The sequence below is a fragment of the Thermoflexus sp. genome, from assembly GCF_040289485.1.
Lineage (GTDB): Bacteria > Chloroflexota > Anaerolineae > Thermoflexales > Thermoflexaceae > Thermoflexus.
This window is the reverse complement of sequence record NZ_PSLG01000001.1, coordinates 35,546-58,091: the sequence shown is the minus strand read 5'-3', so window position 1 is coordinate 58,091 and position 22,546 is coordinate 35,546. Positions and strand designations below refer to the sequence as shown.

The following is a 22,546-nucleotide window of genomic DNA, read 5'->3' as shown; positions in this document are numbered from 1 at the left end:
ATGGCACTTGGAGGTCGAGGCCTTCCTCGACTTGCGCCGCAACGTCGGGGATCCCTACCTCCGCACGCCCTCCCTGGACACGGCCCTCTGGATCCCGGACGAGTTCATGCGGCGGGTGGAGGCCGACGCTGACTGGTATCTTTTCGATCCCCTTTACGTCGGGGACTTGGTGGACCTTTATGGGGAGGCCTTCCGGCAGCGGTATCAGGGCTACATCGAGGCAGCCGAGCGGGGAGAGCTTCCGCGTCGGGCGTGGCGGAAGGTGCAGGCCCGCGCCCTTTACGCCAAGATCCTGGCCGCCCTGGTGGAGACCGGCCATCCCTGGCTCACCTTCAAGGACAGCAGCAACATCCGCAGCATGTTGCGGGAGATCGGGGTCATCCATTCCTTGAACCTGTGCACCGAGGTGGCGCTGCCGACCAACGTCGACGAGATCGCAGTATGTAACCTGGCCAGCGTCAATTTGATCCGCCACCTAGGCCGCGATGGGGAGCTGGACGAGGCGGCGTTGGCCCGCACGGTGCGCACGGCAATGCGGGCCCTTGACAATGTCATCGACCTCAACCTTTACCCTTCCGAGCGGGCCCGCCGGAGCAACCTCCTCAACCGTCCGGTGGGGTTAGGGCTGATGGGCTTCGCCGAGTGGATCGCCCGTCTCGGCCTCTCGATGAACGACCCGGAGGCCGCCGAGCGGGCCGATCGGGTGGTGGAGGCCATCGCCTATGAGGCCATTGCAGCCAGCGTCGCCCTCGCCCGGGAGCGGGGTCCCTTCCCCCGCTTCGACCGGAGCGAGTGGGCCAAGGGGCGGTTGCCCTTCGACACCTTGGAGGACCTGGAGCGGGCGCGCGGAGCACCCCTGCCTGTGGACCGCGGCCGGCGCCGCGATTGGGAAGAGCTGCGGGCGGCGGTCCGGCAGGGGATCCGCAACGGGGCCGTGATGGCCATCGCCCCCACCGCCACCATCGCCTTGATCGCCGGCACCAGCCCCAGCCTGGAGCCCTACTATAGCAATCTGTTCACCCGCACCACCCTCTCCGGCCGCTTCATCGAGTTCAACCCGGTGCTGGTGAAGACCCTCAAGGAGATGGGGCTGTGGGAGCAGGTGCGGGAGCGGCTGGTGGAGACCCAAGGGGATCTGGCACCGATCGCTGAGATCCCCGAACCGGTGCGCCGGCGCTTCCCCACGGCTTTTCAGATCCGGCCGGAGGCCCTTTTGGAGATCACCGCCCGGGCCCAGAAGTGGGTCGACATGGGGATCAGCCGGAACCTTTATCTGGTCGTCGAGCGCCCCGACGAGCTGGCCGAGATCTACCTGCAGGCGTGGCGTATGGGGTTGAAGGCAACTTACTACGCGTATATCGCCCCCCGCATGCGCCCGGAGCCGGCCACCCTGCGGGTCAACAAGGCCGCTCAACGCCCCGGCTGGGTGGTGGCAGCGGAGGGCCAGCTCCAGGCCGGTGACCTCTGTTCCCCCGACGGCCTGTGTGAGGCTTGCCAATAGGCCAGGCGTTCAACCTCAAAACGGAGGAGAGGGCCATGCGCACCGCCTACGGCCTGATCGGTGGCGACCCTGTGGAGCCGGCGCGGCTGTTCCCGCTACGCTATCCGTGGGCCTACGCCCACGTGCAACAAGCCAAGCGCAACACCTGGTTCCCTGAGGAGATCCCTCTCCACGACGATGTCCGCGATTGGCACGAGCGGCTCAGCGATGAGGAGCGCCAGGCCGTCGAGCAGATGCTGGGGTTCTTCAACCCCATGGAATCCCTGGTCACCAGCAACCTGCTGATGGCCCTCTACCCTTACTTGACGGCCCCCGAGGTGCGCCTCTACCTGGCCCGCCAGGCCTGGGAGGAGGCCAATCACGTGATGGCCTTTGAGACCTATATCAAGACCTTGCCGGTGGATCGGGAGCGGGTGTTCCGGGCGTTGGAGGACCATCCGGCGGCGGCCGCCAAGGCGGATTTCCAGCGACGGCTGGCGGATGAGATCCTCCACCATCGCCCCGACCTGAACACGTTGGAGGGGCGGGGACGCTTCCTGCGCAACCTGGTGGGCTTCTTCGTCGTCCTCGAGGGGATCTTCTTCTATTCCGGCTTTGCCTTCGCCCTCTCCTTCCGACGGCGCAACCTGCTGCGGGGGCTGTGCACCCTGATCGATTGGGTGCTCAAAGATGAGAGCCTGCATCTCTCTTTCGGCCTCCACTTGATCCTCGCCTTCCTCCAGGAGCATCCGGAGGTGCGGACGCCGGAGCTGGGGGCCACGCTTCGAGCAATGATCCTGGAGGCGGTGGCGCTGGAGGAGGCCTACAACCGCGCCTTGCTGCCGCGCCCCCTCTTGGGCCTCAGCGCCGAGGCCTTGAACCGCTACGTGCGCTATATCGCCGACCGGCGGCTGGAGGAACTCGGCCTGGGCCCCCACTTCCACGAGGCCAACCCCTTCCGCTGGCTGGCCGCGGAGATCGATCTGCCCGAGCAAGTGAACTTCTTCGAGGCGCCCAACGTGAACTACGAGGTGGGGCGTCCCCGGACGTGGGGGTGATCCGATCGGGCGCTCCATGTCCCCCAGCGGCGCCGGCAAACATCATCCGCCCAAGCGGAAGGGCAGAGACCCGCCTAGGGGTCGATCGGATCCTGCCGGGTGGCCTTTCCAGGGGAAGGATTACAATAAAGGCGCCGGTCCCCTGGGGGCGCCCCGGGGGCGGGGATCTCGGGCCCGCGGGGCGATGGCTGGACCTACAGGGGGAGCCGATGGGCGCGCGGATCCTCTTGGTGGACGACGATACCTTGCTGCGGCGGAGCCTGGCCTTCAGCCTGGAGCGGGCAGGCTTCCGGGTTCACACTGCCGCCAGCGCGGAGGAGGCCTTGGCCATCGCCGCTCGGGAGCGCCCGGACCTCGTGTTGCTGGACATCGGCCTGCCGGGGATGGATGGCCTGCAAGCGTTGCAGCGGTTCCGGGAGGCCTTCGGGGTGCCAGTGATCTTCCTCACCGCCCGGCGGCGGGAACTGGATCAGGTCCTGGGCCTAGAGCTGGGGGCCGACGATTACATCACCAAACCGTTCGACACCGACGTCCTGATCGCCCGGATCCGGGCCGTGTTGCGACGCGCGTCGGCGGCCTCCCCTTCGCGGGTGGCTGCGCCGTTGGTGGTCGGGGACCTGACCATCGACCCGGCGGGGCGCACCGTGACGGTGGCCGGGCGCCCTGTCGCCCTCACCCCCCGTGAGTTCGATCTGCTGTATACCCTCGCCACGGCCCCCAACCGGGTTTTCACCACCAATGAGTTGCTCACCCAGGTCTGGGGGGCCGAGTACGCAGGCCAGCCGGAAACCCTCTATGTACACATCCGCTGGCTCCGGGAGAAAATCGAGGAGGACCCGGATCACCCCCGAAGGATCGTCACCGTCCGCGGGGTGGGTTACAAGTTGGTCCCTGCGGCGTGAGGAGCCCGAACGATGGCACGCACCTTCCGTGGGCGCCTCTTCCTCGGCACGATGTTCCCCCTCCTCTTGGTTGCCCTCGGGGTGGGCTCGGCCCTGCTGGAACTCGTGCCCGAGCGGATCTTGTTGCCCGCCCTGGCCCGGGAGATGGTCGACCAAGGGATCCTGATTGCTCGGCTGGGGACGATGCTGCCGGAGATCTGGACGGACCCGGGGACCGCCCAGGCCTTCTTGGAGGCCCTGGCCATCCAACAGCCCACGCAGGTCCTCCTGCTGGATCCGAAGGGACGGCTCCTGGCCGTCTCCCCCCCAGGGGGATTCGCCCCTGGCGATTTCGCTGCGGGCCCCCTCTTCGAGCGGGCCCAGGGCGGGGCACCGGCCTGGCAGGCGACCCTGCGTGGGGCCGATTCGGACATCGCCATCGATGTGTTGATCCCGGTCACCGGTGAGCAGGGCGGCCGGCCTGGCTACGTGCGGCTCCTGCGTCGCCTTCTGGACGTCGCCGCCGGGTTGCGCACAGCCCGTCGGCTGATCCTCGGTATCATCGGGATAGGGCTGGCTCTCAGCGGCCTGGCCGCCCTGTTGCTGGCCCAATCCCTCAGCCGCCCGTTGCAGCAGACGGCCCAGGCGATGGCCGCAGCCCCGCTGGAGGGACTTGCCCAGACCTTGCCGGAGGCGGGACCCCAGGAGGTTCGGCTGCTGATCCGCGCCTTCAACCGCCTGCAGGCCCGGCGGGCCCAACTCGAGGAAGCCCGGCGGCTGATGCTGCGGGGGATCGTCCATGAGTTCGGCCGGCTGATCGGCGCCGCGCAGGCCGCCCTCCACGCCCTCCAGGGCGGGGCTGCTGAGGACCCAGCGCTGCGCCGCGAATTGCTACATGGGATGTCTCAGACGATGGTCCATCTCACCCGTCTGCTCGAGGACCTCGCCCATGCGGCTCCCCAGGGGGGGCCATTGCCGCTGAAGCGGCAGCGTCTGGAGCCCGCCGCCTGGCTGCGGGAGCGCGCGCGGGCGTGGGCCGCGGCCGCCCGCATGCGGGGCCTCCTCTGGCAAGAGGAGATCCCTTCGGAACTTCCGTGCTTGGACGGGGACCCGGAGCGGTTGGCCCAGGCCTTGGACAACCTCGTGGACAACGCCATCAAGTTCACGCCGCCCGGCGGCTGTGTGACCCTGCGGGCCGGCGTCCGGGACCGGGAGGTCTGGTTCCAAGTGCGGGACACCGGGCCGGGTATCCCCCTGGAGGAACGCCCTCGCCTGTTCGAACCGTTCTATCGGGGAAGCCAGGAGGAGCGGCCCGGTCTGGGTTTGGGCCTCTTCCTGGCCCGCATGATCGCTGAGGCCCACGGCGGCCGCATCGAGGTGGAAAGCGAACCGGGCAAGGGGAGCGCCTTCACGTTCGTGGTCCCTGCAGCCCCTGAAGGGAGGGAACCCGTATGCTGAATCTGGCCGTTCCCGCATGGGAGATCGTGCTCCGCGCCGCGGCCGTCTATTTGGCTACGTTGATCGGCCTGCGGCTGAGCGGCAAACGGGAGATCGGCTCCCTCAACTTCTTCGATCTGGTGTTGCTGTTGCTTTTGGCCAACGCAGTGCAGAACGCCATGGTCGGCCCGGACACCTCTCTTGTGGGAGGGATCCTCGCGGCAGGGGTGCTGATGACCATAAACGCCCTTGTGGCCCGCTTGCGGCTGCGCTCGCCCCGTCTGCAGGCGTTGCTGGAGGGCACACCCACCCTCCTCGTGCTCCACGGGCGGGTGCTGGAGCGGAACCTGGAGCGGGAAGGGCTGGACCCCGCGCTCTTGGCGGCGGCGATCCGCGAGCACGGGATCGCTGATCTCCAGGAGGTCGAGATGGCCGTTCTGGAGGTCGACGGCTCCATCAGCGTGATCCCCGCCGGCGGGACCACCCACCGGATCCGGCACCCGGTTCGGTTCCTACGTCGTTCCCGCTGATCCCCCTCGGATCGCTGTTTTAAGCTTCCCTTAAGGCTTTCTTTGGCCCTCCTTCAGGTAGACGTGGGCCCTTCGGACTATTCTTTTTGGTGGATCTCGGCTAAGAGAAGGAGAGGACCTGATTGGATCCGTAACGGTGTTTATGGAGTCTACACCCTGAACGGCATCTTCGTTCCATACTCCGTTGTGGAGAGCGCGGCTGAGGGGTTTGCGGCAGGTTGGTGGGCGTGCTCACCATCGAATATCTACCTCAATCTCGGCATCGGCGTTAATAACTATGGGCCCTACGTCGACAGCAGAACTGGCGCCGACTGGGCGAACGTGGCCAAGGCGGTGGCGACATGGGTTTCCAACCGGGGCTACAGCGACCAGGTGACGGTGTGGGGCGCAGCTGACCTCGAGCCCTCTTGGAACAGCACGACGAACACCTGCGCCTGGGCGGACGGTTACGCGGGAGTCAGCGGCCGGCCTCCCTACTATGACTTCGGGAGCGCCGACGGGTGCCCGACTTCGGGTACACGGCCCGGCATTGACGGCACCTGCAACAATGGCTGGCGCCAGTCGGACGTGTGGTACGTATCCTGGGGCGTCAGCCCGGCATGGCCCTTGCCCCAGATCTATAACACTACTGGAGCAAACGCTCGGCAGTGGCAGCAGATCAGCCTCTACGGATACTACAACCAGTCGGGAAGGACTCTTTACTTCCCGGGTGAAATGACCCAGTACCAGGCGTGCCAGCAACGCGGCGGCTGCGCGGGGACGGACAACACGCCGTCTCAGGGCTGGCAGCAACTTTATGACGCGCTGAACTGCTACGGGTCGACGCCTTGCCCGACGTCACAGTCGTCGCTGCCGTACTCCACAGACATCAAGTGGAATAAGTAGCGGAGGTGGTTATCATGAAGTCGCGCCGCAAGCGTATGAAGGCCTTCGTTGCTGCAGCCGCAGGTCTCCTGCTTGCCGGTCTCGGTGCCGGGTACAGAATGGCAAGCGGCTCCCCCGCGGGACTTCCGTTCTGCAAGCTTGTCCAGTCGTTGAATCTGCCTCAAGACAAGCGGGCAGTCGTGCAGGAGTACTGCCAGTCGCTCGAGGCGGCCCACCCAGCCGCGGCTCCCCAAAAGGGCGTGAAGGTTCCCCCGCCTGCGGCCGGCGGGCCCCAAGGCGGTCCCGTGTACGGCATCGTCGGCGGCGGTGGCCTGACCCCACCACCCTGGGCGCAATCGGTGTACGTCTTCACGAGCACCTGGTTGGGCAGGGATCGACTGGTCTACGCCGGCGCGTTGGCCCGCGACGAGTCCGTCGGCGTCGTCGTCGTAGCCACCCGCTTCAGCACGCCGATCCCCGAGAGGATCGCCGAGTACACCTTGAAGGGGCACGGCGCGCTCACGCTGGTCGGCGCCAACGACGCGATGCTCAGCTTGGTCGCAAGCGACGGCACTCACATCACCTTCGACGTGAACACCGGCACGCTCGCGACCCATTGACCCAGTAAGGGGTGGTGCGACCGCAAGGGGCAGCGGCTGCTCTTCGTGGAGCCACGCTGCTCCTCGGCGCGATTCAATTTTCCACATCAAAGGGGCGTCGCGATGAAGTCTTGTCTCTCGCTTGTGGCTACGCTTGTGTTTTGCCTTTCCCTGGCCGGATGTAGTTTGGGTGCACAACATCTGCCCTCCGAAGCCAACGGGAAGACACGGCCTTCCCGATCGGGGGTGGGCGGCTCCGCAGCGCCCTTGGCTATCGCGTCAATTCACATGGTGGATGAGAAGACCGGGTGGGCGATGTCCGCCGACGGCCGTGTCTTGCGCACGACGGATGGCGGCCAAACGTGGATCGATGTCACCCCGTCCCAAGTGGGCAACAGGCCCCCATCTATCGTCGGCGGTCTCGGAGCTTTCGCGGGTGCAAGCAAGGCTTGGTATCTTGACGTGGAGACGTACGTGGTCTACGGCTCGTCGGACGGCGGCCACAGCTGGGAGCGGCTCGCCGCGATCAAGCCGGACATCATCGCCGACGGCGGAGTGGTCCTTACCTTTGCGGACAGCCGGCATGGTTGGATTGAAGTCATGAGCGGCGCTCACCACAGCCGCGGGGAGATTTTCACCACCGCGGACGGGGGCCGGACGTGGACACAGGTCTACGCCGGCGGTCTGGCGGGAGACCTGCGGTTCAAGGACGCGGGCCACGGCTGGTTGAGCACCGGCGCCGCCCTCTACAGAACGGAAGATGGCGGAAAGACATGGAACAAGGTCAACCTCCCCGGCGGCGCGCCGAGCTGGGTCGGCCTCCCCTTGCCGCTCGGGTCGAAGCTCATCCTCCTCGCGGTGGAGGAGGGTTCCAATAGGCCGCAGCTTACCATCTTCGCCTCGGACAGCACGGGTGGATCGTGGGAAGTGCTTTTCACGCACGAAGTGAGGAGCATCAGCACCGCCACCTCGTTCGCGGTTGATGGGCTTCATGCCTGGGTAGCGACCACGGACGGCAGCCTTGGGGTGAGGACGAAGGACGCCGGACGCCACTGGGAGAGCTTTTCCACCCCGGAGGGGTTCAACGTGAGGGAACTGGACTTCGTGTCGCCGAATGTCGGCTGGATGGTGGCCCAGGACCGGAAATCCTACGACTACGCGCTGTTCCAGACCGACGATGGTGGGCAGACGTGGATCAAGGTATCGCCCGTGCTGAGCACGTCGCCCTAACCGGAAGACGACGGGCCGCCGGTGATGTCAAGGCGATCCGCTTCGTTGAGCGCTAGGCCGGGCTTGACGACACTGGTCCCGTCTTCCGGGCGCACGCTTTAGCCCGACTTTGACAGCGCCCGCTCAACAGAGCGGGTTTGTGGTGACGGTTTTCATCACAACCCCCCGGGCCAGCGGCCCAGCCGGTGACCTGGAGGGCAAGATGGCAGAACTGTTTCGTTGGCCGTTTCGTTGGCCCGGGGGATCAGACGCGGCGGGGCCGGGACATCCAGGACCTTGCCGTCGGCCACTTCGATGATACGTGGTATGCCACCCGCGTCCGGCTGGTCCGGCGCGCCCGTTGAAGGGCGCTTCGTGTTCTCCCTGGGGAGGCGCTTGTGATCCGGATCGGTGCAGAGGAGCTGCTCCTCATTCTCTTCTTGGCCTTGTTGCTCTTCGGGCCCGGCCGGCTCTCCGCCGTCGCCCGCGAACTGGGCCAGAGCGTGCGGGAGTTCCGGCGGGGCCTCCAGGAGGACCGGACGGAGGCCCCGCCGGGATCCGATCGGCATCCCCCGGATCCTCCGGCCTGAGGCCTCGATGTCCAGGGTCCAGTGGGGGGCGTTGTCCCCCTTTCTGGCGAAGGCTCCACTGACCCCGCGGGGGGCCTCGCGCCGCCATACCGTAGCGGCCCAGCGCGCTGCACCCCTGCGGCGGATCGCTTTGTGCGCTTGCATCGGCGGTGAGCCGTCGCCGGTCAACGGCTGGGGACCCATCGGCTGGATCCTCATCCCGGCGCCGGGGTCGGCTTCAGGATGGCGATGACTGGGTAGCGCATGTCCTTCCCGGGCACGATCCCGAGGTCCTCAAACTGGGGGTGCTCCGATCGCAGCCACCAACGGCCTTGATGGCGGTCCAGCCGTTTTCGTCATCTGAGTTGACAGAGACACTAGGCCTGGCGGCGACGTGGGGCTGCAGAGAGCCTGCCCAGGCGCCAGGCGGCCTCCGTCCACACCCGTTGAACACAGACCTCGAAACTGGCCAGCCCCTCCCGGCGGTCGAGCCCCGCCAGCCGGGAGGCGGCATGGACGATCGGCTCCCATTCGCTGTGGGCCAGCCGTTGCGTCAGTGCCTTCAGAATAGGGTCCTCTCCCAGGCCGCACCGCTCGATCAGGCCCCGGATCCGCCGGGCGCGGAATTCTGCCTCCTCGGGCCTCCCGAACGCAGGTCTCATGGGGTTCCCCTCCCGCCGGCGGTCTGATCGGAGCCGCTCCGGAGCCTCTCCTCGAAGTAGCGGAGCAGCTCCACGAGTTCGGTGAGGGTGGCCTCCTCCCCATGGGGGCGTGCCCACTGTTCGATGACCTCGATGATGCGCAGGGCGATGCGGTGGAGGCGTTGTTGGGGGGCGCCGGCCTGGTTCTCCTGTCGCACGGCCTTGGCCATGGCCTCCAGCAACTCCCGCTGGCCCAGGGCCCGGGCCAGTTCCTGGAACCGCATCCGCTCGCTCACCGCCCGGGCATGCTGGTGAACCACCCATGCCCGCCACGGCGCCTGCCATTGTGCCAGCCAGGCCTGCTCCACCTCCGCCCGGATGTCGGGATGGGGGACTGGGGGTTCTAGGCTCAGGTAAAGCAGGCGCGCCCCCATCTCCCTCGCGATCCGCTCCGTCTCTTCCTGGACCTGCCGGCGCAGGTCCTCCCAGAGAACCATCGTCGGAGCGTCGGCGGGCGGGCGCTCCGGGATCCCCCAGTCCGGCAATTCGGAGGCCCCCTGTCGTTCCGGTGAGTCGCCCAACACCCGAGGGGGTGCCGAGGGGCTGCTGCCTGCTTCCACGTAGGGCGACCACAGCGCGTCGAAGGGGTAGGCGGCGATCTGATGGGCCAGCACGATGGCCGCCTCGTCGGCCAGGTCCGAGGCCCAATCCACCTGCATGCTTTCCTCTTCGGTCCGCCTATACAGTTGGTAGGCCATCCGGATCAGGCGCTCGCGGTTCTCAGCGTCTGGGCCCTGCCAATCCAGGACGCACCAGATCCGGAGCCCGCACTGCACCCGGATCCCATCGCGGGTCCACGGGTTCACAGTGCGGTGGCGGGATTGGGGGCGGAGGTCAAGGACCATGGCGGGGTGTTCGAAGGGCTCCAGGAGATGCTCACCGGGCCCCACCAGCCGGGCGAAGGACCCCCAGCGCTCGAGGATCACGGCGTTGCTCTCGTGCACGATCAGGAACCCTGGCCCCCCGATGCGGGCCACGGGGGAGGTCCGGCTCTCCGGCGTCAGATCGCCGTCCCGGGCCTGGGCTTTGGGCAGGATCAGACGGCGTAGCCAGCCGATGGGGATCAGCCAGATCGGGAAGGCCATGCGGAGGACGAAGGCGAGGGCCGTGCGCCGGCGCACGTGATACAGGTTTTTTACAAAGGCGACCGCATGGATCAGGAGGAAACCGAAGGGGACGATCGCGCTGAGAAGACCCGCAACGAGCATCGTGGAGGGGGGCCTTCTCCCCGCCAGCAGGTCCGGAAGGACCGGGCCGATCGCCAACGCGAGCCCGAGACTGATCAGGATGGGGAGATAGAAGAGCGCCCGGATCGCCCAGGGAAGCATCGGTTCGCCTCACGGGGGAGCGTCGGAGGGAAGGGACTGAAGGTGCTCCCGGAGCCGCTCCAGTTCGGCGGGCAGCGGGAGGCCTTCGCGGCGGGCGGCCGCGCGGATGGCCTCCAGCAGGTGCCAGAGCACGATCTCCAGATGGATCTCTTCCTTTGTCAGCGCCTGGCTCAGCGCCTGCAGCAGTTCCACCTGGGCAAACTGGCGGGCCCCCATGTATTCGACGAAGATCCTCGCCTCCGCCCATCCATGCCAGCGCGCCAGGCGAAGGGCCCAGTGGCTCTGCCACACCGCCACCCGCTGACGTTGGACCTCCAGCGGGACCTCCGCCAGCGTCAGACGCAGGCGCTCCAGACGGAGCCCGAGGCCTGTCAGTCGTGAAGCCACGGCCGCCTGGAGCTCCTTCCGCAGGCGGACCAGAGGGGGCTCGTCCGGGCCGCTTCCCTGACGGTCGATGGCCAGCAGTTCGTCCGAATGGCGCTCGGCCACCCGGAGCTGCAACTCGCCTCTCGCGATCTCGTGGGGGATCTCGTGCCAGGCCAGCACGCGGTCCTCATCCACCCGGGCCGCCCGTAAAGCCGCGCGGATGGCATGGCGCATGCTGAGGGGCGGGTGCATGTAAGGGGCTTGGCAGTTCCAGCGCTGGGGAGCGAAGGCGACGTGGGTGCGGATCTGAAGGCCAAGGGAGAGGCCATCCCGGGTGCGGGTTCGGATCAGCGTGTTGGAGCCAGGGGCCCGCTGGGGGCGTAGGTCGATAAAGGTGGCGATGGATTCCTCGGGTTCTAATGGGATCACCTTCAGCAATTTCAGCCCTCTTACATAAACCAGGCCAGGCCCTTCCACCCGGACCTGGCCGGTGGCCTGCTCCAGGGCCGCCGCGCTGCGCGCATCCAGCAGCCACAGCCCGGGGCCACGGGTCGAGGGCGGTGTGGCGCGGGGACGGCCATTGCGGACCGCTCCCATCGTTCGGGGGCCGAGGAGGATGAAGAGGGCAAAGAACCCCCGGAGATCACGGATCCTTCGGCCCGAGGCGGGGGCCAAAAGGAGGCTGAGGTAAAAGAACATCCCGAGGAGGGCGCTGAGCCAGAGGGCCAGCCCGATCCCTGTGCCCATCCATCCTCCGATCCAGTACAGGAGGAGGGCATAAAGGTTCCCGATCCCCAGGATCCCTAGGGCCGCCAGGAAATAGAGCACCCGCCTCATTCCGGCTCCGCCCCGCTTTCGAAAATACCTGCCCGGCCCTCAACCACGACCCCGGGGTCCCTGGGGTAGCGCGGGGCGAAGGATCGGCATCTGACCGCCGGGGCCGGTGGGCCCCATGCGTGCGGCGATGAAGAAGAGGCCTTTTTCACTAGTATAATAAAATCATAAGAGAGGGACAACAACGGCAGATCTGCCGCTACGGGGGGAACATGGTCCGCCTGATCTATCGCCAGCAAGTGTTCGAGGTCCCTCCTGGCCTGACGGTGCGGGAGGCGATGAAGCGGGTGGGCCTGAATCCGGAGATCACCTTGGCGGTTCGCGAAGGCAAGCTGTTGCACGAAGAGGCCGTCCTCCAGGACGGGGATGAGATCCGCCTGGTGGCGGTGATCTCCGGGGGCCGCTGAAAGCCGCCCGGAAGGGGTCTTCCGGTCGCCACCGGCTCGCAGGGGGGACGATGGGGACGATCCTGGCGGCTTTGGGCACAGCTTATCTGCTGGGGGCGATCCCGACGGCCTACCTGGTGGCCCGGCAAGGGGCGGGCATCGACATCCGGACGGTAGGGGACGGCAACCCGGGGGCCCGCAACGTCTGGCTGCACCTGGGCTGGCGCTGGGGGGTCACTGTCGCCATCCTGGATATCCTGAAGGGCTACGCCGCGGTGCGCTGGGCCCAGGCCTTGGGCCTTGCCGAGCCCCAGGCTTTTTGGGCAGGCGTGGCGGCGGTCTTGGGCCATGACACCTCGCCCTTTTTGCGTTTTCGGGTAGGGCAAGGGATGGCGACCACCATCGGGGTGATGCTGGCCCTCCTCCCCGGGGAGACCCTTTTTGCCGTTGCTGTCTTCCTCATTGCTTACATGTTGACCCGTCGGTGGGATGAGAGCCTCTTGGCCGGGATGATCTGGCTGCCGTTGCTCCCCCTGCTGCTGGGGCGCGACCTGCGGTATACGCTTTACCCGGTCCTTCTGCTGCCCACCGTCGGGATCAAGAAGGGGCTGGATCAAATCCGCCGGTCTCCGGGAGCGCTCGGTCGCCTCCGGATCCGCCGGTAGCCGTCCGGGTTCCTCACCTTGACGGAGGAGGCCCGTCTCTTTATAATTGAAATGACCTTCCCCGGTAGCTCAACAGGCAGAGCAGCCGGCTGTTAACCGGCGGGTTGGAGGTTCGAGTCCTCCCCGGGGAGTCCAGGCCGCCGCGCAGGCGGCCTTTTCGTTCTCCAGGGTGGACGGCGCAGCGGTTCGGCTTTCGTCAGAGGATTCCGAGGCGATGGACGAGCGTCCCCTCGCCGGTGCGGGCGAGCCCGCCGGTTTCGAGGCGGATCCGGAAGCGGATCGGCGGTGTGAGATCTGCGGCGCGCCGATGGTTGAGATCCACTGCCGGCTCCGCTGCCTCCGTTGCGGGCGGATGCGGGACTGTTCGGATCCTTAGTCTGAGGACAGCTGGAGGCGAGGGGCGGCGCCCATAAGGGTGTCCGGCCTGGATGGAGGGAGGAGAAATACACTTCAGGTCAATGGAAACCCGGTCGGCCCAGCGCATCGCCTCCCGGACCTGCTCGGCCTCGACCCCCGGCATCCGTTTCAGGTGCAGGTATCCCCGATAGCCGAAGCGGCGCCGGAGCTGTTCCGCCACGGCCAACAGGCGGTCCTGGGTTCGGATCCCTCCGCCGATGATCCCGGAACTCAAGAACAGCCCGTCGATCTGCCCGCGCTGATCCAGCGTGATCACCAGCCGGATCCGTTCGTCCGGCTGGAAGGTGGCCCGGCGGAAGAAGCGGCCCGCCCGGAAAGGACAGTAGTAGCAATCCCGCTCGCACGCGGAGGTGAGGAGGACCTTCAGCAGGCGGACGGCGCGCCCGCCGACCCGGGCTTCCCCTCGGGGCCGCCCGTCGGGGCCGCCCGCCCGCTCGGGTCGACCTCCTCGGCCGGCTCCCAGAGGGCGGCCTGGGTCCGCAGATTCCAGATCCATCGCCAGCGGGCGCCTCGGGATGGGGGGCGCCGGCCTCTGCTTCATGGCGCCGGGGCGCCGGCCGGCGAGGGGATCGGCCCAGAGGCCTGCGCGTAGGTCCGTTCGATCTCGGCCACCTGGGCCAAGCAGGTGTCATCCTCCGGGTTCGGGACGTAGCGGGTGCCGAACCAGGCGTCCAGGATCTCCCGGGCGATGGCCTCGGAGGTGCGGCGCAGGCTCATGCACAGCACGTTGGCGTTGTTCCAAAGGCGTGCCCCCCGGGCGGTCTCGGCGTCCTCGCAGAGGGCGGCCCGGACCCCCGGCACTTTGTTGGCTGCGATGCTCACCCCGGTCCCTGTCCAGCAGAACAGGATGCCTTCATCGGCCTCGCCCCGGGCCATCTTCTCGGCCACGATGCGGGCCACCTGGGGCCAGTAGGCCTTCTCCCCCGCCAGGGGCCCCACTGGCTCCACCTCGAAGCCGCGGCGCCGCAGCTCCTCGATCACCACGTCCGTGAGATGGGTGCGCTCATCGCTGCCCACGACGATCCGCATGGCTTTCCCTCCGTCTCCTGAGGATCCGTTGGGGCTTCGTCCCCGCCGCCCCTCGGTGGCGGGTATCCCTTCCTTCCCCCGCGTCCTGCGAAGAGATTTCCCCTCTCATTATAATCCGGCCCCGGGGAGGGATCTGTTTTCCTCTCCGGATCGGTCGTGCCATCCGCTGGCGAGGTTCCGGCGTTCCCGCTACCATTGGTTCGGGGGATCCTCCGTGCGGCGGGCGCGGGCCGGGCTGCCGGCGAGAGCCCAGGCCGTCGCCAGGAGAACAGGTCGATGCGGCTGGAGCTCCTGATCCTTCCCGGTCGTCTGGTAGGGCCTGGCTCGGGATGGGGCTGGCTGCTGGCTGCCCTGGGCTTCGCGGCGGCCTTGGGGATCGGGATCGCAGGCCGCAGAGACCTTCGGGCGCTGCGGGAAAACGCGGAGGTCAGCGACGGGCTCTTTCTCCTGCTTGCCTTCCTTACCGCCTTGACCCCGGTTGTCTCCTCAGATCGGTTCCCGGATCTTCCCTTTCGGTTGGCGTTCACCCCCCTGATGGGGTTGCCTTACCTGATCTGGGGTGCCCGCTGGGGGCCAGGAGCGCTGGCGTGGGTCGGCCTGCTGCTGGGAGGGGTGGCCGGGATCCTGATCGACGGGCGGGTGCTGCACGGGCCTTGGATCGTGGCCATGGAGGCGGCCCTGATCGGCGGGGCGCTGGCCCAGAACTGGATCGGGCGTCCCTTCCGGCTTCTCCGACAGCCCTTGGTCGTCGCCGTCCTCGGATGGCTGGTCTGGCTCTTCTTCAACGGGCTGTCCTGGGCCACCGTCTATCCCTCCTGGTGGGAGGCGCTGGACGGGGTGTGGACCCTCGCGACCGCGGTGGCCATGCCTTCCGGTTTCGGGGCGCTGCTCAGCGGCCTGATCGCCCAGGCCGCCCATCACCGCTGGCCGATCCTCCGACAAACCCGCCGCCCTGCGGCATGGCCGTCCTATGCCCGTCGCATCCAGATCCGCTTCCTCGCTTTGTTCGGGGCATGGATCGCCGGCCTGATCCTCGCCCTGTTCGGTGGGCTTCTCCTGTGGGCGATCCACCGGGCCGAGAGCGAGTGGGCGGAGGCGATGGAACAGCAGGCCGAGCGGGCTGCCGAGCGGTTGGCCCATTTTCTGCACACCGGCGACACCCTGCTGGCGGACCTGGCCATCCTGGGGTCGGTGCCGATGGCGCCGTCTCCGGCGACCGGCCTGGGGCTGCGCCGGCTCGTCCAGACCGGACCGGTGTATAACGCCCTCCTGGTGGTCAATGGCGAGGGGGAGGTCGTGGCCGCCTACCCTGCGGAGGCGATGCGGTGGGGCCTCTCGACCTTGGAGCGCTCGGCCCTGGCCGAGGCCTGGAGCGCTCGGGCCGCCCTGCATACGGCGTTCGACCGCTTGCCGGACGGGCGCTTTGGGATCTCGTTCCTCGCCCCCCTGGAGGGGGATCCGCCCCCGGGGATCTTGATCGGCCGCGTGTGGGTGGAGGAAAACCCAGCCCTGCATGAGGTCCTCACATCATTGCAGGGAAGCCTTCCCGAGGCCCGGGGACTGATCATCGACCGGGAGGGGCGGATCTTCCTGCACTCCGACGTGGGACGTCTGGGGGAGATCTTCCCGCTCCCGCCCGGCGGGCCGGCAGAATCTTTCGCCTTCGCCCGGATCTCCCCGCGGGGGACGGTCGAGCAGATCTGGGGCCGGCGGCTCACGGGCACCGAGTGGTGGGCGGTGATCCGCTACCCACGCGCGGCCCTGATCCGACGGTCTGTCATCCTGATCCTCCCGCTGGGGGCCCTCCTCCTGGGGCTCGCGGGGGTAGGAGCGATCTCGTTTGGGATGATGAGCCGTCCCATCGCCCGCCGCCTGGAACAGCTGACGTCGGCCTCCGTTCGGATGGCGCGGGGCGATCTGGGGGACCCCATCCCGAGCGAGTCGGTCGACGAACTGGGCGCCCTCGCAGCGGCGATGGAACAGATGCGCCATGCCCTGCGTTCGCGCTTGAAGGATCTCTCCCTCTTGTTGGCGTTAAACCAGCGGTTGGCGGAGGCGGAGGGCATCGACCAGGGACTCCCAGCGGTGGCCCACGCGTTGGAGCAGGCTGTTCCGTCCTCAAGGGCACGGATCCTGATCCAGGATCCGGAGGGACGGCTGCGGGCCTTCACCGCTCAAGGGGAGGCCGAAACCGATCCGGTGGATGCGGTGTGCTGGGCGTGGGCTCGGGAACATCCGCTCCCCCGATGGGGGATCAGCAAGGGGCGCCGACCGGGTCTCCCGGACGTGCTGTTCCGGGGCCATTGGGATCGTTCGCTGGCTCTCCTGCCGATCCGAGGTGAGGGGGAGGAGGGGATCGCTTGGTTGCTCTTTGACCCGCCCCATCGGGCCTTGGATTCCGAGCGCCAATTGGTTCGGCTGATCCTCGATCAAGCGGCGGGCTTTCTTGCCCGCGTCCGGCTCTACGAGGCCGTGCGGGCGGAGCGGGAGCGGCTCCGGGCGGTCCTGGAGAGCAGCCCTGACGCCATCCTTCTGTTCGATCCAAAGGGAGACCTCCGGTTCGCGAACCCGGCGGCGGAGCGTCTCGTGGGCCTGTCCGTCTCCAAGGCCCTGGGCCAGCCCGCCGCTTCGGTGCTCCACGATGGGGATTTGCTGGATCTGCTTCGCGAGCCCGTGCCGCCAGGGCAGATCCGGAGCCGTGAGATCAGCCGGGCGGACGGACGAGCCTTCTGGGCGGGCCGGTGTGATCTCCGCATGGAGGATGGGCGGGAAGTGGGCTGCCTTCTGCTCGTGCGGGACATCACGCCGTTCAAGGAACTGGATCGTCTGAAATCCGATTTCATCGCCGCGGTCTCTCACGATCTGCGCTCCCCGCTCACGGCCATGCGAGGTTTTGTGACCATGCTGGGGCTGGCCGGTCCCCTGACCGCGCGGCAGCAGGAGTATGTGGAGAAGATCATGGGGGGCATCGATCAGATGACCCGCATGATCAACGATCTGCTCGATCTCCGGAGGATCGAGGAAGGGATTGGGCAGCGGGCCCTGTGCCGCCTGAGGGACGTGGTCCGGGATGTTTTCCAGGAGATGCGGCCTCATGCGATGGCGCGGGGGTTGCGGATGGCCGTGGAGATCCGTGGTCAGGGGATGGTGCTGGGGGATGCGGCCTGGTTGCGCCGCGCCATCGCCAATCTGGTGGACAACGCTATCAAATACACGCCAGAGGGCGGATCGATCCGTTTGGGCCTCGCGGAACGGGAGGACACCGCGCTGGTGTGGGTGCAGGACACGGGGATCGGCATCGCTCCAGCCGACCAGACGCGGATCTTCGAGAAATTCTATCGGGTCCGTCGCAAGGAGACCGCTCACGTCAAAGGGAGCGGGCTGGGGCTGGCCCTGGTGCGCTCGATCGTGGAATGGCATGGGGGGCGGGTGTGGGTGGAGAGCCAGTTGGGGCGGGGCAGCACGTTTTACATCGCCATCCCCTTGGCCCCCCGCGGATCCGGATCGGGCTTCCCTCCAGAGGCCGAGAAGCGGTAACCGACGTGGCGGACGGTCTCCAAGTAGCGGGGGTGGGCCGGATCCTCCTCCAGGATACGGCGAAGCCAGCGGATGTGGACGTCCAGGGTGCGGCTGCGGACGGGCGTCTCGCCCCCCCAGACCCATCGGATGAGGTCCCGCCGGGGGACCACGTGGCCGGCCCGCCGCATCAGGATGGCCAGCAGCCGGCATTGCTTCGGCGTGAGGCAATAGATGGCGTCCCCGCGCTGGAGGACCCGCCGCAGGGTGTTCAGCCGGAACGGGCCGATCTCGATGATCTCCTCCTCGACGATCTCCTTGGGGCCGGCGGCCACCATCGCCCGGATCCGGTGGAGTAGCCGCCGGGTGGAGAAGGGGGCGACTAGCACCCCGTCATCCTGGCGGCCCCACATGGCAGCGTCCTCCCGATCCACGATGAGGAGCACGGGGAGGCCCAGCCGGCGCCGGAGATGCTGGTGGAGTTCGAGCCCTCTGGAGGCATCCAGGCGATCCAGCACAATGAGGGCGGGCTTCTCCCCAGCTGCGGCCCCGTGGGCGCGCCGGTTTCGCAGGGCCCGCAGCAGAGCATCGGTGGCGATCGTTTCCACCATGAACCGGTGCCGTTTCAATGTCTCCACTAAATGGGCGTCCGCCGCGGCCCCCTCGTGAACCACCCAGATGCGGATCCCCGAAGGCGGTGATGTCATGCCCATTTAGGATCTCCTGATCGTCGCGCGGTCTTTTTGGCGAGCCGGGTCCGTCCCGCGGCCTCGCCCGCCCGCGGCCGGTGAGGGAAGGATGTCGGTCTCCGCCGGCTCGGAAAGGTGGGAAGGCCCGGTGGAACACCTCGGTCCTCCAAAAGGCGCGTTGCCGGAACGCCGCCAGACGGAACCGTTGCATGAAACCGTCGCCCTGGCTCTAAGAGCACGCGGCCGCCCGGGCCTTCCGCGCGAGGACCGGTCGGACATCGATACGGGTGGTGACCGGGAGGGCGGCGCCCAATGCCGCCTTCCGGTCGATGTCATGGTCACACCGGAAGTGGCGCGGGTCATGGCCCTCCCGCAACCGCGCACAGCAACCCCCCGCTGCGCATAGAAGGCGGGGGTCCTGGCAGGGCCAAGGGCCTCAACGTCGGGATGGGCGAAGGCCGCCAGGAGCGTCCCTGGTGTCCTCATGGGAACGCCGACGTCTGTTGAAGGATCCGTTGCAGGATCGGGAGGCTCTCCTGGATCTCGGCCAGGCCGGGCAGTTCCAGGATCAGCACCGGGCGGTTCATGCAGCGCACCAGGCGGCTGAGGACAGGCTCGATCGGGATGATCCCATGGCTCAGGGGCAAGTGTCGATCCTGGATCCCGTTGGTGTTGTGCAGGTGGACGTAGATCAGAATCGGCTCCAGGATGTTGATCCAGGCCTGGATGGGGACGCGGGAATACAGATAGGCGTGGCCGATGTCGATGCACGCCCCGATCGAAAGATGATTCACCCGTTGGATGACCTCGACCTGAAGGAAGGGGTCCGGCTCCCACATGTTTTCCAGGGCGATGCGCACCCCGGCGTCCTGAGCCTCCTCGGCCAGTTCCGACCAGAAGGCCGCCTGGCGCTCCAGCCAGCGGGGCCGATAGGATGGCTCGTCCACCAGGGGATTGTAGTTCAGATGGAAGTTCACCAGCCAGGCCCCCAGTTCCACCGCGATCTCCATCGCCTGGCGGTAGCGCTCCATGGCCACAGCAGCGATCCGCGGATCGATGCTGCCGCTGAACAGATCCACGAACGGGCCGTGGAGGGAGATCGGCCCGGCGAACCCGGCCAGGGCCTGGCGATATCGACGGATCAAGGCGCGCCAGTCGCCCTCCAAAGTCTCTGGGGAAGCGAACTCCTGCAGCTCCAGGCCCAGGCCGTGGACCTCGGCAAAATCGCGAAGGGCTGGCAGATCCGCCAGGCGTCCGCAATTGATCCCGATCATCGTGCCCGCGCCCTCCCCGCCTCCCCCCCATTTTACCCCGCGGCCGGAACGCGGGCAGAACGCGAGGAGGTCAACGCCCACGCCCCGCCCCGGTTTGCCCCTTTTTGGGCTCCGGCGTAGAATTGTGAAAGCAGGAACGGGTCTGGACTCATCCTGAAAGGAGGGAGCGACCGGCCATGGAAACGAGCCCTGTGATCGCGGCATCCTCGGAGACAAAGGCTTCGGCAAAGGTCCCCCTTCGGTCCCTGCGCCCCAAGATGCCTGTGGAAGGCGTGGTGGTGCATGTCACCCCCGCCGGCGCTTTCGTCGACATCGGGGCAGAGGTCCTTGGATTCCTCCACATCTCGCAAATCCCCGGGCCGGTCCTCCGGGTCCAGGAGGTGTTCAAACCAGGGGACCGGGTGACGGCGTGGGTGAAGCAGGTGAACCGGAAGAAGGGCCTGCTGAGCCTCACGCAGATCCGCCCGGCGAGCGTGGGTTGGGGTCAATTGAAGCCCGGGCGCGCGTTCACCGGGCGGGTCACCCGGGTGGAGCCCAACGGGGTCTACGTCGATATCGATGCGCCGGTGGAGGGGTTTGTCCCTGCCTCTCAGATCCGCAAGGAGGGACGGGTGGATCCGATCGGGTCCTTCCAGGTCGGGGACACGGTGGAGGTCTGGGCGATCCACGCCAGCCGCCGCGAGCGGCGGCTGCGCCTCACCATGATCCCGCCGCCGTCCTTGCGCTGGGAGGATCTGAAGGTGGGGGAGCGGGTCCGGGGGAAGGTGACCCGGATCGAGAAGTTCGGCGCCTTCGTGGACATCGGTGCCGAGCGCGATGCCCTGATTCATATCAGCGAGTTCGGGATCCGCAACCTCAAAGACCCAGCGGAGGTCCTCCAGGAGGGCCAGGAGATCGAGGCCCGCATCATCCTGGTGGATCCGGAGAAGAAGCAGATCCGGCTGAGCCTGCGGGGCTTGCTCCCGGCGAAGGCGGCAGCGCCAGAGGCATCTCCGCAGGAGGAGAAGGAGGCTGGCCCCGCGGTTCCCCCCCGGCCTTCTCCCGCGCCGGAGCCAGAGGAGGCCGAGGCGGAACTGACGGTGATGGCCTATGCCCTCAAACGGGCGCTGCAGGAGGCGCGGGCCCGCGGCCGCTCTGTGCCGCCGCTGGAGTCCGTGTCGACCAACTAGGTTTCAATCCCGTATCTTTAAAGAATAGCCAACTCCAGAAAACTGGAAAGCCCTGTAGCGGGCCCAGGCGCCCTTCCAGGTCTTCACCAGCGATCATGGGAAGGCCCGGGGGAGGACCCCCAGGGCCAGGTAGAGGTCCAAGGCGAAGGCGAGCAGCAGCCCTGCGGGCGCCAGCCATGGTCGGAGGGCGGGGAAACGGCGGATCCCGTAGGCGGCCATGGCGGTCCCTCCGAGGACGGCCATCGGAAAGCGGGGGAGGTCGCCGGAGAGCGCCCCGGCCATGGCGAAGCCGGCGATCCCCAGCCCGCAGGCCCCCATCAGCCCCCGGGCGGCAGGCCCCTCCAGCCACGCCTGAAGCCCAGCGGTGAGCCCGAGGGCGATGGGGAGGAGGGCCGGGAACAGATAGCGCCCCTGATGTTGAACGAACGAGAGGTTGTAGCCGATGTAGGCGCCCGCGGTGAGCCCCGCGTTCAAAAGCAGCAACAGCCCGCGCATCCCCCAGAGGGGAGAGCCCCGTCGGGCGCGCCCCAGGTGCAGCCCCAACCCCAGGAGGCCCAGGGCGGTGAGCCAGGCGAAGAGGAAATAGAGCCGGGCGTCCAGCACCACCCCCATCCATCCGAACTGGCCCCAGAAACTCTGGAAGGTGAAGACCCGGAAGCGCTCCAGCGTCGCCCCGAGGCCATAGCGGGCGATCCACTCCGTCGTGCGGGGCTGCCCCACCACCACGCGATCATGTTGGCGCAGGCCCAGGGCGTCGGGCCACCCATATGTGATCAGATTGCGCCCCCACCAGAGACCGCCCAACAACAGGGCTGGCCCGAGCCAGCGCGCCAGGCGCCGGAGCCGTTCCGAGGAGGGGGCCCCTTCCTGGGCGGCCCAGGCGAGGACGCCGAGGAGCACCACCACGGCCATGGGGTAGATCGTCGTCTTGGTCAGGAAGCCCAGCCCCAACAACGCTCCGCCGATCCATCCCCGGGCCGCGCGATGGCCATTCCGTTCCGCAGCCAGCAGCACCCAGAGCCCCATGAGGATCGCCTCGGCCAGAGCGTCGTTGTTGACCCCGCTGTTCATCGCCAGATGTTGGGGCAGGAAGGCGAGGAAAACGGCCACCCCCCGTGCCCATCCCGGGCGCTCCGGGAAGAGCCTACGGACGGCGGCGAAGGCCAGCAGGGCCTGCGCCAGGCCCAGGGCGGCGGAGAACAGGCGCAACGGGAGAAGGGCTCCATGGAACCACCTGAACAAGGGAACGGCGAGCAGATAATAAAGCGGGGGCTGGTGGAACTCGTAGCGCAGTGGATCGATGGGGAGGTCCGAGGGGAACCCTCGGGAGACGATCCGGCTGAGGTATTCCTGGTCGTAGTCCCCGGGCTGCAGAACCGGAAGGCGGCCCTGGGTGGCGAGGAACCGGATGTAGTTGTAATGGGCCGGCTCGTCCGGCACCTGCCAGGGCGGGGTCCGGGTGGCGAAGAGGGCGGCCGCGATGGCGTAGAGCAGGGCGAGGAGCGCCAGGAAGGAGCGATCGGTCCCCAAAGTTCCCTCCGCGGG

At 67.7% G+C, this 22,546-nt stretch carries 20 protein-coding genes and 1 tRNA gene; 13 read left to right on the top strand and 8 right to left on the bottom strand.

The genetic code is table 11. The annotated features are described in order from the left end of the window. From C4313_RS00250 to C4313_RS00215, 8 genes are all read left to right on the top strand, one after another. Positions 1-1,501 (top strand): ribonucleoside-diphosphate reductase subunit alpha (locus C4313_RS00250; RefSeq protein WP_352427866.1); only part of this gene is annotated, 1,501 nt, incomplete at its 5' end. 35 nt (positions 1,502-1,536) lie between these two features. Further along, positions 1,537-2,538, top strand: a complete 1,002-nt coding sequence (locus C4313_RS00245; RefSeq protein ID WP_352427865.1) for a ribonucleotide-diphosphate reductase subunit beta — start codon at positions 1,537-1,539, stop codon at positions 2,536-2,538. Positions 2,539-2,747: 209 nt separating this feature from the next. Next, entirely contained in the window at positions 2,748-3,440 is a 693-nt protein-coding gene (locus C4313_RS00240) for a response regulator (RefSeq protein ID WP_352427864.1), read from the top strand. A gap of 12 nt (positions 3,441-3,452) precedes the next feature. Beyond that, positions 3,453-4,877, top strand: coding sequence for a sensor histidine kinase (locus tag C4313_RS00235; protein WP_352427863.1), 1,425 nt, complete (start codon positions 3,453-3,455; stop codon positions 4,875-4,877). After that, positions 4,871-5,386 carry a DUF421 domain-containing protein gene (locus C4313_RS00230; RefSeq protein WP_352427862.1) on the top strand — a complete coding sequence of 172 codons (516 nt, stop codon included), beginning with the start codon at positions 4,871-4,873 and terminating at the stop codon, positions 5,384-5,386. Before C4313_RS00235 ends, C4313_RS00230 begins: the two co-directional genes overlap by 7 nt. Before the next feature lie 899 nt (positions 5,387-6,285). After that, positions 6,286-6,870, top strand: a complete 585-nt coding sequence (locus C4313_RS00225; RefSeq protein ID WP_352427861.1) for a hypothetical protein — start codon at positions 6,286-6,288, stop codon at positions 6,868-6,870. 453 nt (positions 6,871-7,323) lie between these two features. Continuing rightward, positions 7,324-8,079 (top strand): hypothetical protein, encoded by a 756-nt coding sequence (locus C4313_RS00220; protein ID WP_352427860.1) that lies wholly within the window; start codon positions 7,324-7,326, stop codon positions 8,077-8,079. A 377-nt stretch (positions 8,080-8,456) separates the two neighbouring features. Beyond that, a complete protein-coding gene (locus C4313_RS00215; RefSeq protein ID WP_352427859.1) occupies positions 8,457-8,648 on the top strand; it encodes a Sec-independent protein translocase subunit TatA/TatB in 192 nt (63 codons plus the stop codon). Between the two features lie 356 nt (positions 8,649-9,004). On the opposite strand, the gene C4313_RS00210 is transcribed toward C4313_RS00215, so the two are convergent. From C4313_RS00210 to C4313_RS00200, 3 genes are read right to left on the bottom strand one after another with little or no spacing between them, the layout of a single operon-like run. Beyond that, positions 9,005-9,289 carry a hypothetical protein gene (locus tag C4313_RS00210; protein WP_352427858.1) on the bottom strand — a complete coding sequence of 95 codons (285 nt, stop codon included), beginning with the start codon at positions 9,287-9,289 and terminating at the stop codon, positions 9,005-9,007. Further along, positions 9,286-10,656 (bottom strand): SPFH domain-containing protein, encoded by a 1,371-nt coding sequence (locus C4313_RS00205; protein WP_352427857.1) that lies wholly within the window; start codon positions 10,654-10,656, stop codon positions 9,286-9,288. Before C4313_RS00205 ends, C4313_RS00210 begins: the two co-directional genes overlap by 4 nt. Positions 10,657-10,665: 9 nt before the next feature. Then, entirely contained in the window at positions 10,666-11,859 is a 1,194-nt protein-coding gene (locus C4313_RS00200) for a hypothetical protein (RefSeq protein ID WP_352427856.1), read from the bottom strand. 209 nt (positions 11,860-12,068) lie between these two features. On the opposite strand from C4313_RS00200, the gene C4313_RS00195 reads away from it, so the two are divergent. From C4313_RS00195 to C4313_RS00185, 3 genes are all read left to right on the top strand, one after another. Beyond that, positions 12,069-12,263 (top strand): MoaD/ThiS family protein, encoded by a 195-nt coding sequence (locus tag C4313_RS00195; RefSeq protein ID WP_352427855.1) that lies wholly within the window; start codon positions 12,069-12,071, stop codon positions 12,261-12,263. Between the two features lie 50 nt (positions 12,264-12,313). Continuing rightward, the gene (locus tag C4313_RS00190) at positions 12,314-12,907 is read left to right on the top strand and encodes a glycerol-3-phosphate acyltransferase (protein WP_352427854.1); all 594 of its coding nucleotides are present in this window, start codon (positions 12,314-12,316) and stop codon (positions 12,905-12,907) included. Positions 12,908-12,965: 58 nt separating this feature from the next. After that, a tRNA-Asn gene (locus C4313_RS00185) sits at positions 12,966-13,038 on the top strand. A 65-nt stretch (positions 13,039-13,103) separates the two neighbouring features. Here the strand turns inward: C4313_RS00185 and C4313_RS00180 are convergent. Both C4313_RS00180 and C4313_RS00175 read right to left on the bottom strand, forming a co-directional pair. Further along, positions 13,104-13,820 (bottom strand): radical SAM protein, encoded by a 717-nt coding sequence (locus C4313_RS00180; RefSeq protein ID WP_352427853.1) that lies wholly within the window; start codon positions 13,818-13,820, stop codon positions 13,104-13,106. A 41-nt stretch (positions 13,821-13,861) separates the two neighbouring features. Continuing rightward, positions 13,862-14,353 carry an RpiB/LacA/LacB family sugar-phosphate isomerase gene (locus tag C4313_RS00175; RefSeq protein WP_352427852.1) on the bottom strand — a complete coding sequence of 164 codons (492 nt, stop codon included), beginning with the start codon at positions 14,351-14,353 and terminating at the stop codon, positions 13,862-13,864. A gap of 276 nt (positions 14,354-14,629) precedes the next feature. Here C4313_RS00175 and C4313_RS00170 point away from each other — a divergent pair, with 276 nt between their 5' ends. Then, the gene (locus tag C4313_RS00170) at positions 14,630-17,890 is read left to right on the top strand and encodes an ATP-binding protein (RefSeq protein ID WP_352427851.1); all 3,261 of its coding nucleotides are present in this window, start codon (positions 14,630-14,632) and stop codon (positions 17,888-17,890) included. Here the strand turns inward: C4313_RS00170 and C4313_RS00165 are convergent. Together C4313_RS00165 and C4313_RS00160 are read right to left on the bottom strand one after the other, a co-directional pair. After that, a complete protein-coding gene (locus tag C4313_RS00165; RefSeq protein ID WP_352427850.1) occupies positions 17,821-18,582 on the bottom strand; it encodes a response regulator transcription factor in 762 nt (253 codons plus the stop codon). The two genes, C4313_RS00170 and C4313_RS00165, sit on opposite strands and share 70 nt — an antisense overlap. A gap of 458 nt (positions 18,583-19,040) precedes the next feature. Then, the gene (locus tag C4313_RS00160) at positions 19,041-19,832 is read right to left on the bottom strand and encodes a sugar phosphate isomerase/epimerase family protein (RefSeq protein ID WP_352427849.1); all 792 of its coding nucleotides are present in this window, start codon (positions 19,830-19,832) and stop codon (positions 19,041-19,043) included. Positions 19,833-20,089: 257 nt separating this feature from the next. Here C4313_RS00160 and C4313_RS00155 point away from each other — a divergent pair, with 257 nt between their 5' ends. Further along, on the top strand, positions 20,090-21,001 hold the full coding sequence (locus tag C4313_RS00155) for a S1 RNA-binding domain-containing protein (protein WP_352427848.1): 912 nt from the start codon (positions 20,090-20,092) through the stop codon (positions 20,999-21,001). A gap of 93 nt (positions 21,002-21,094) precedes the next feature. On the opposite strand, the gene C4313_RS00150 is transcribed toward C4313_RS00155, so the two are convergent. Beyond that, positions 21,095-22,531 (bottom strand): glycosyltransferase family 39 protein, encoded by a 1,437-nt coding sequence (locus tag C4313_RS00150; RefSeq protein ID WP_352427847.1) that lies wholly within the window; start codon positions 22,529-22,531, stop codon positions 21,095-21,097. Between the last annotated feature and the right edge of the window lie 15 nt (positions 22,532-22,546).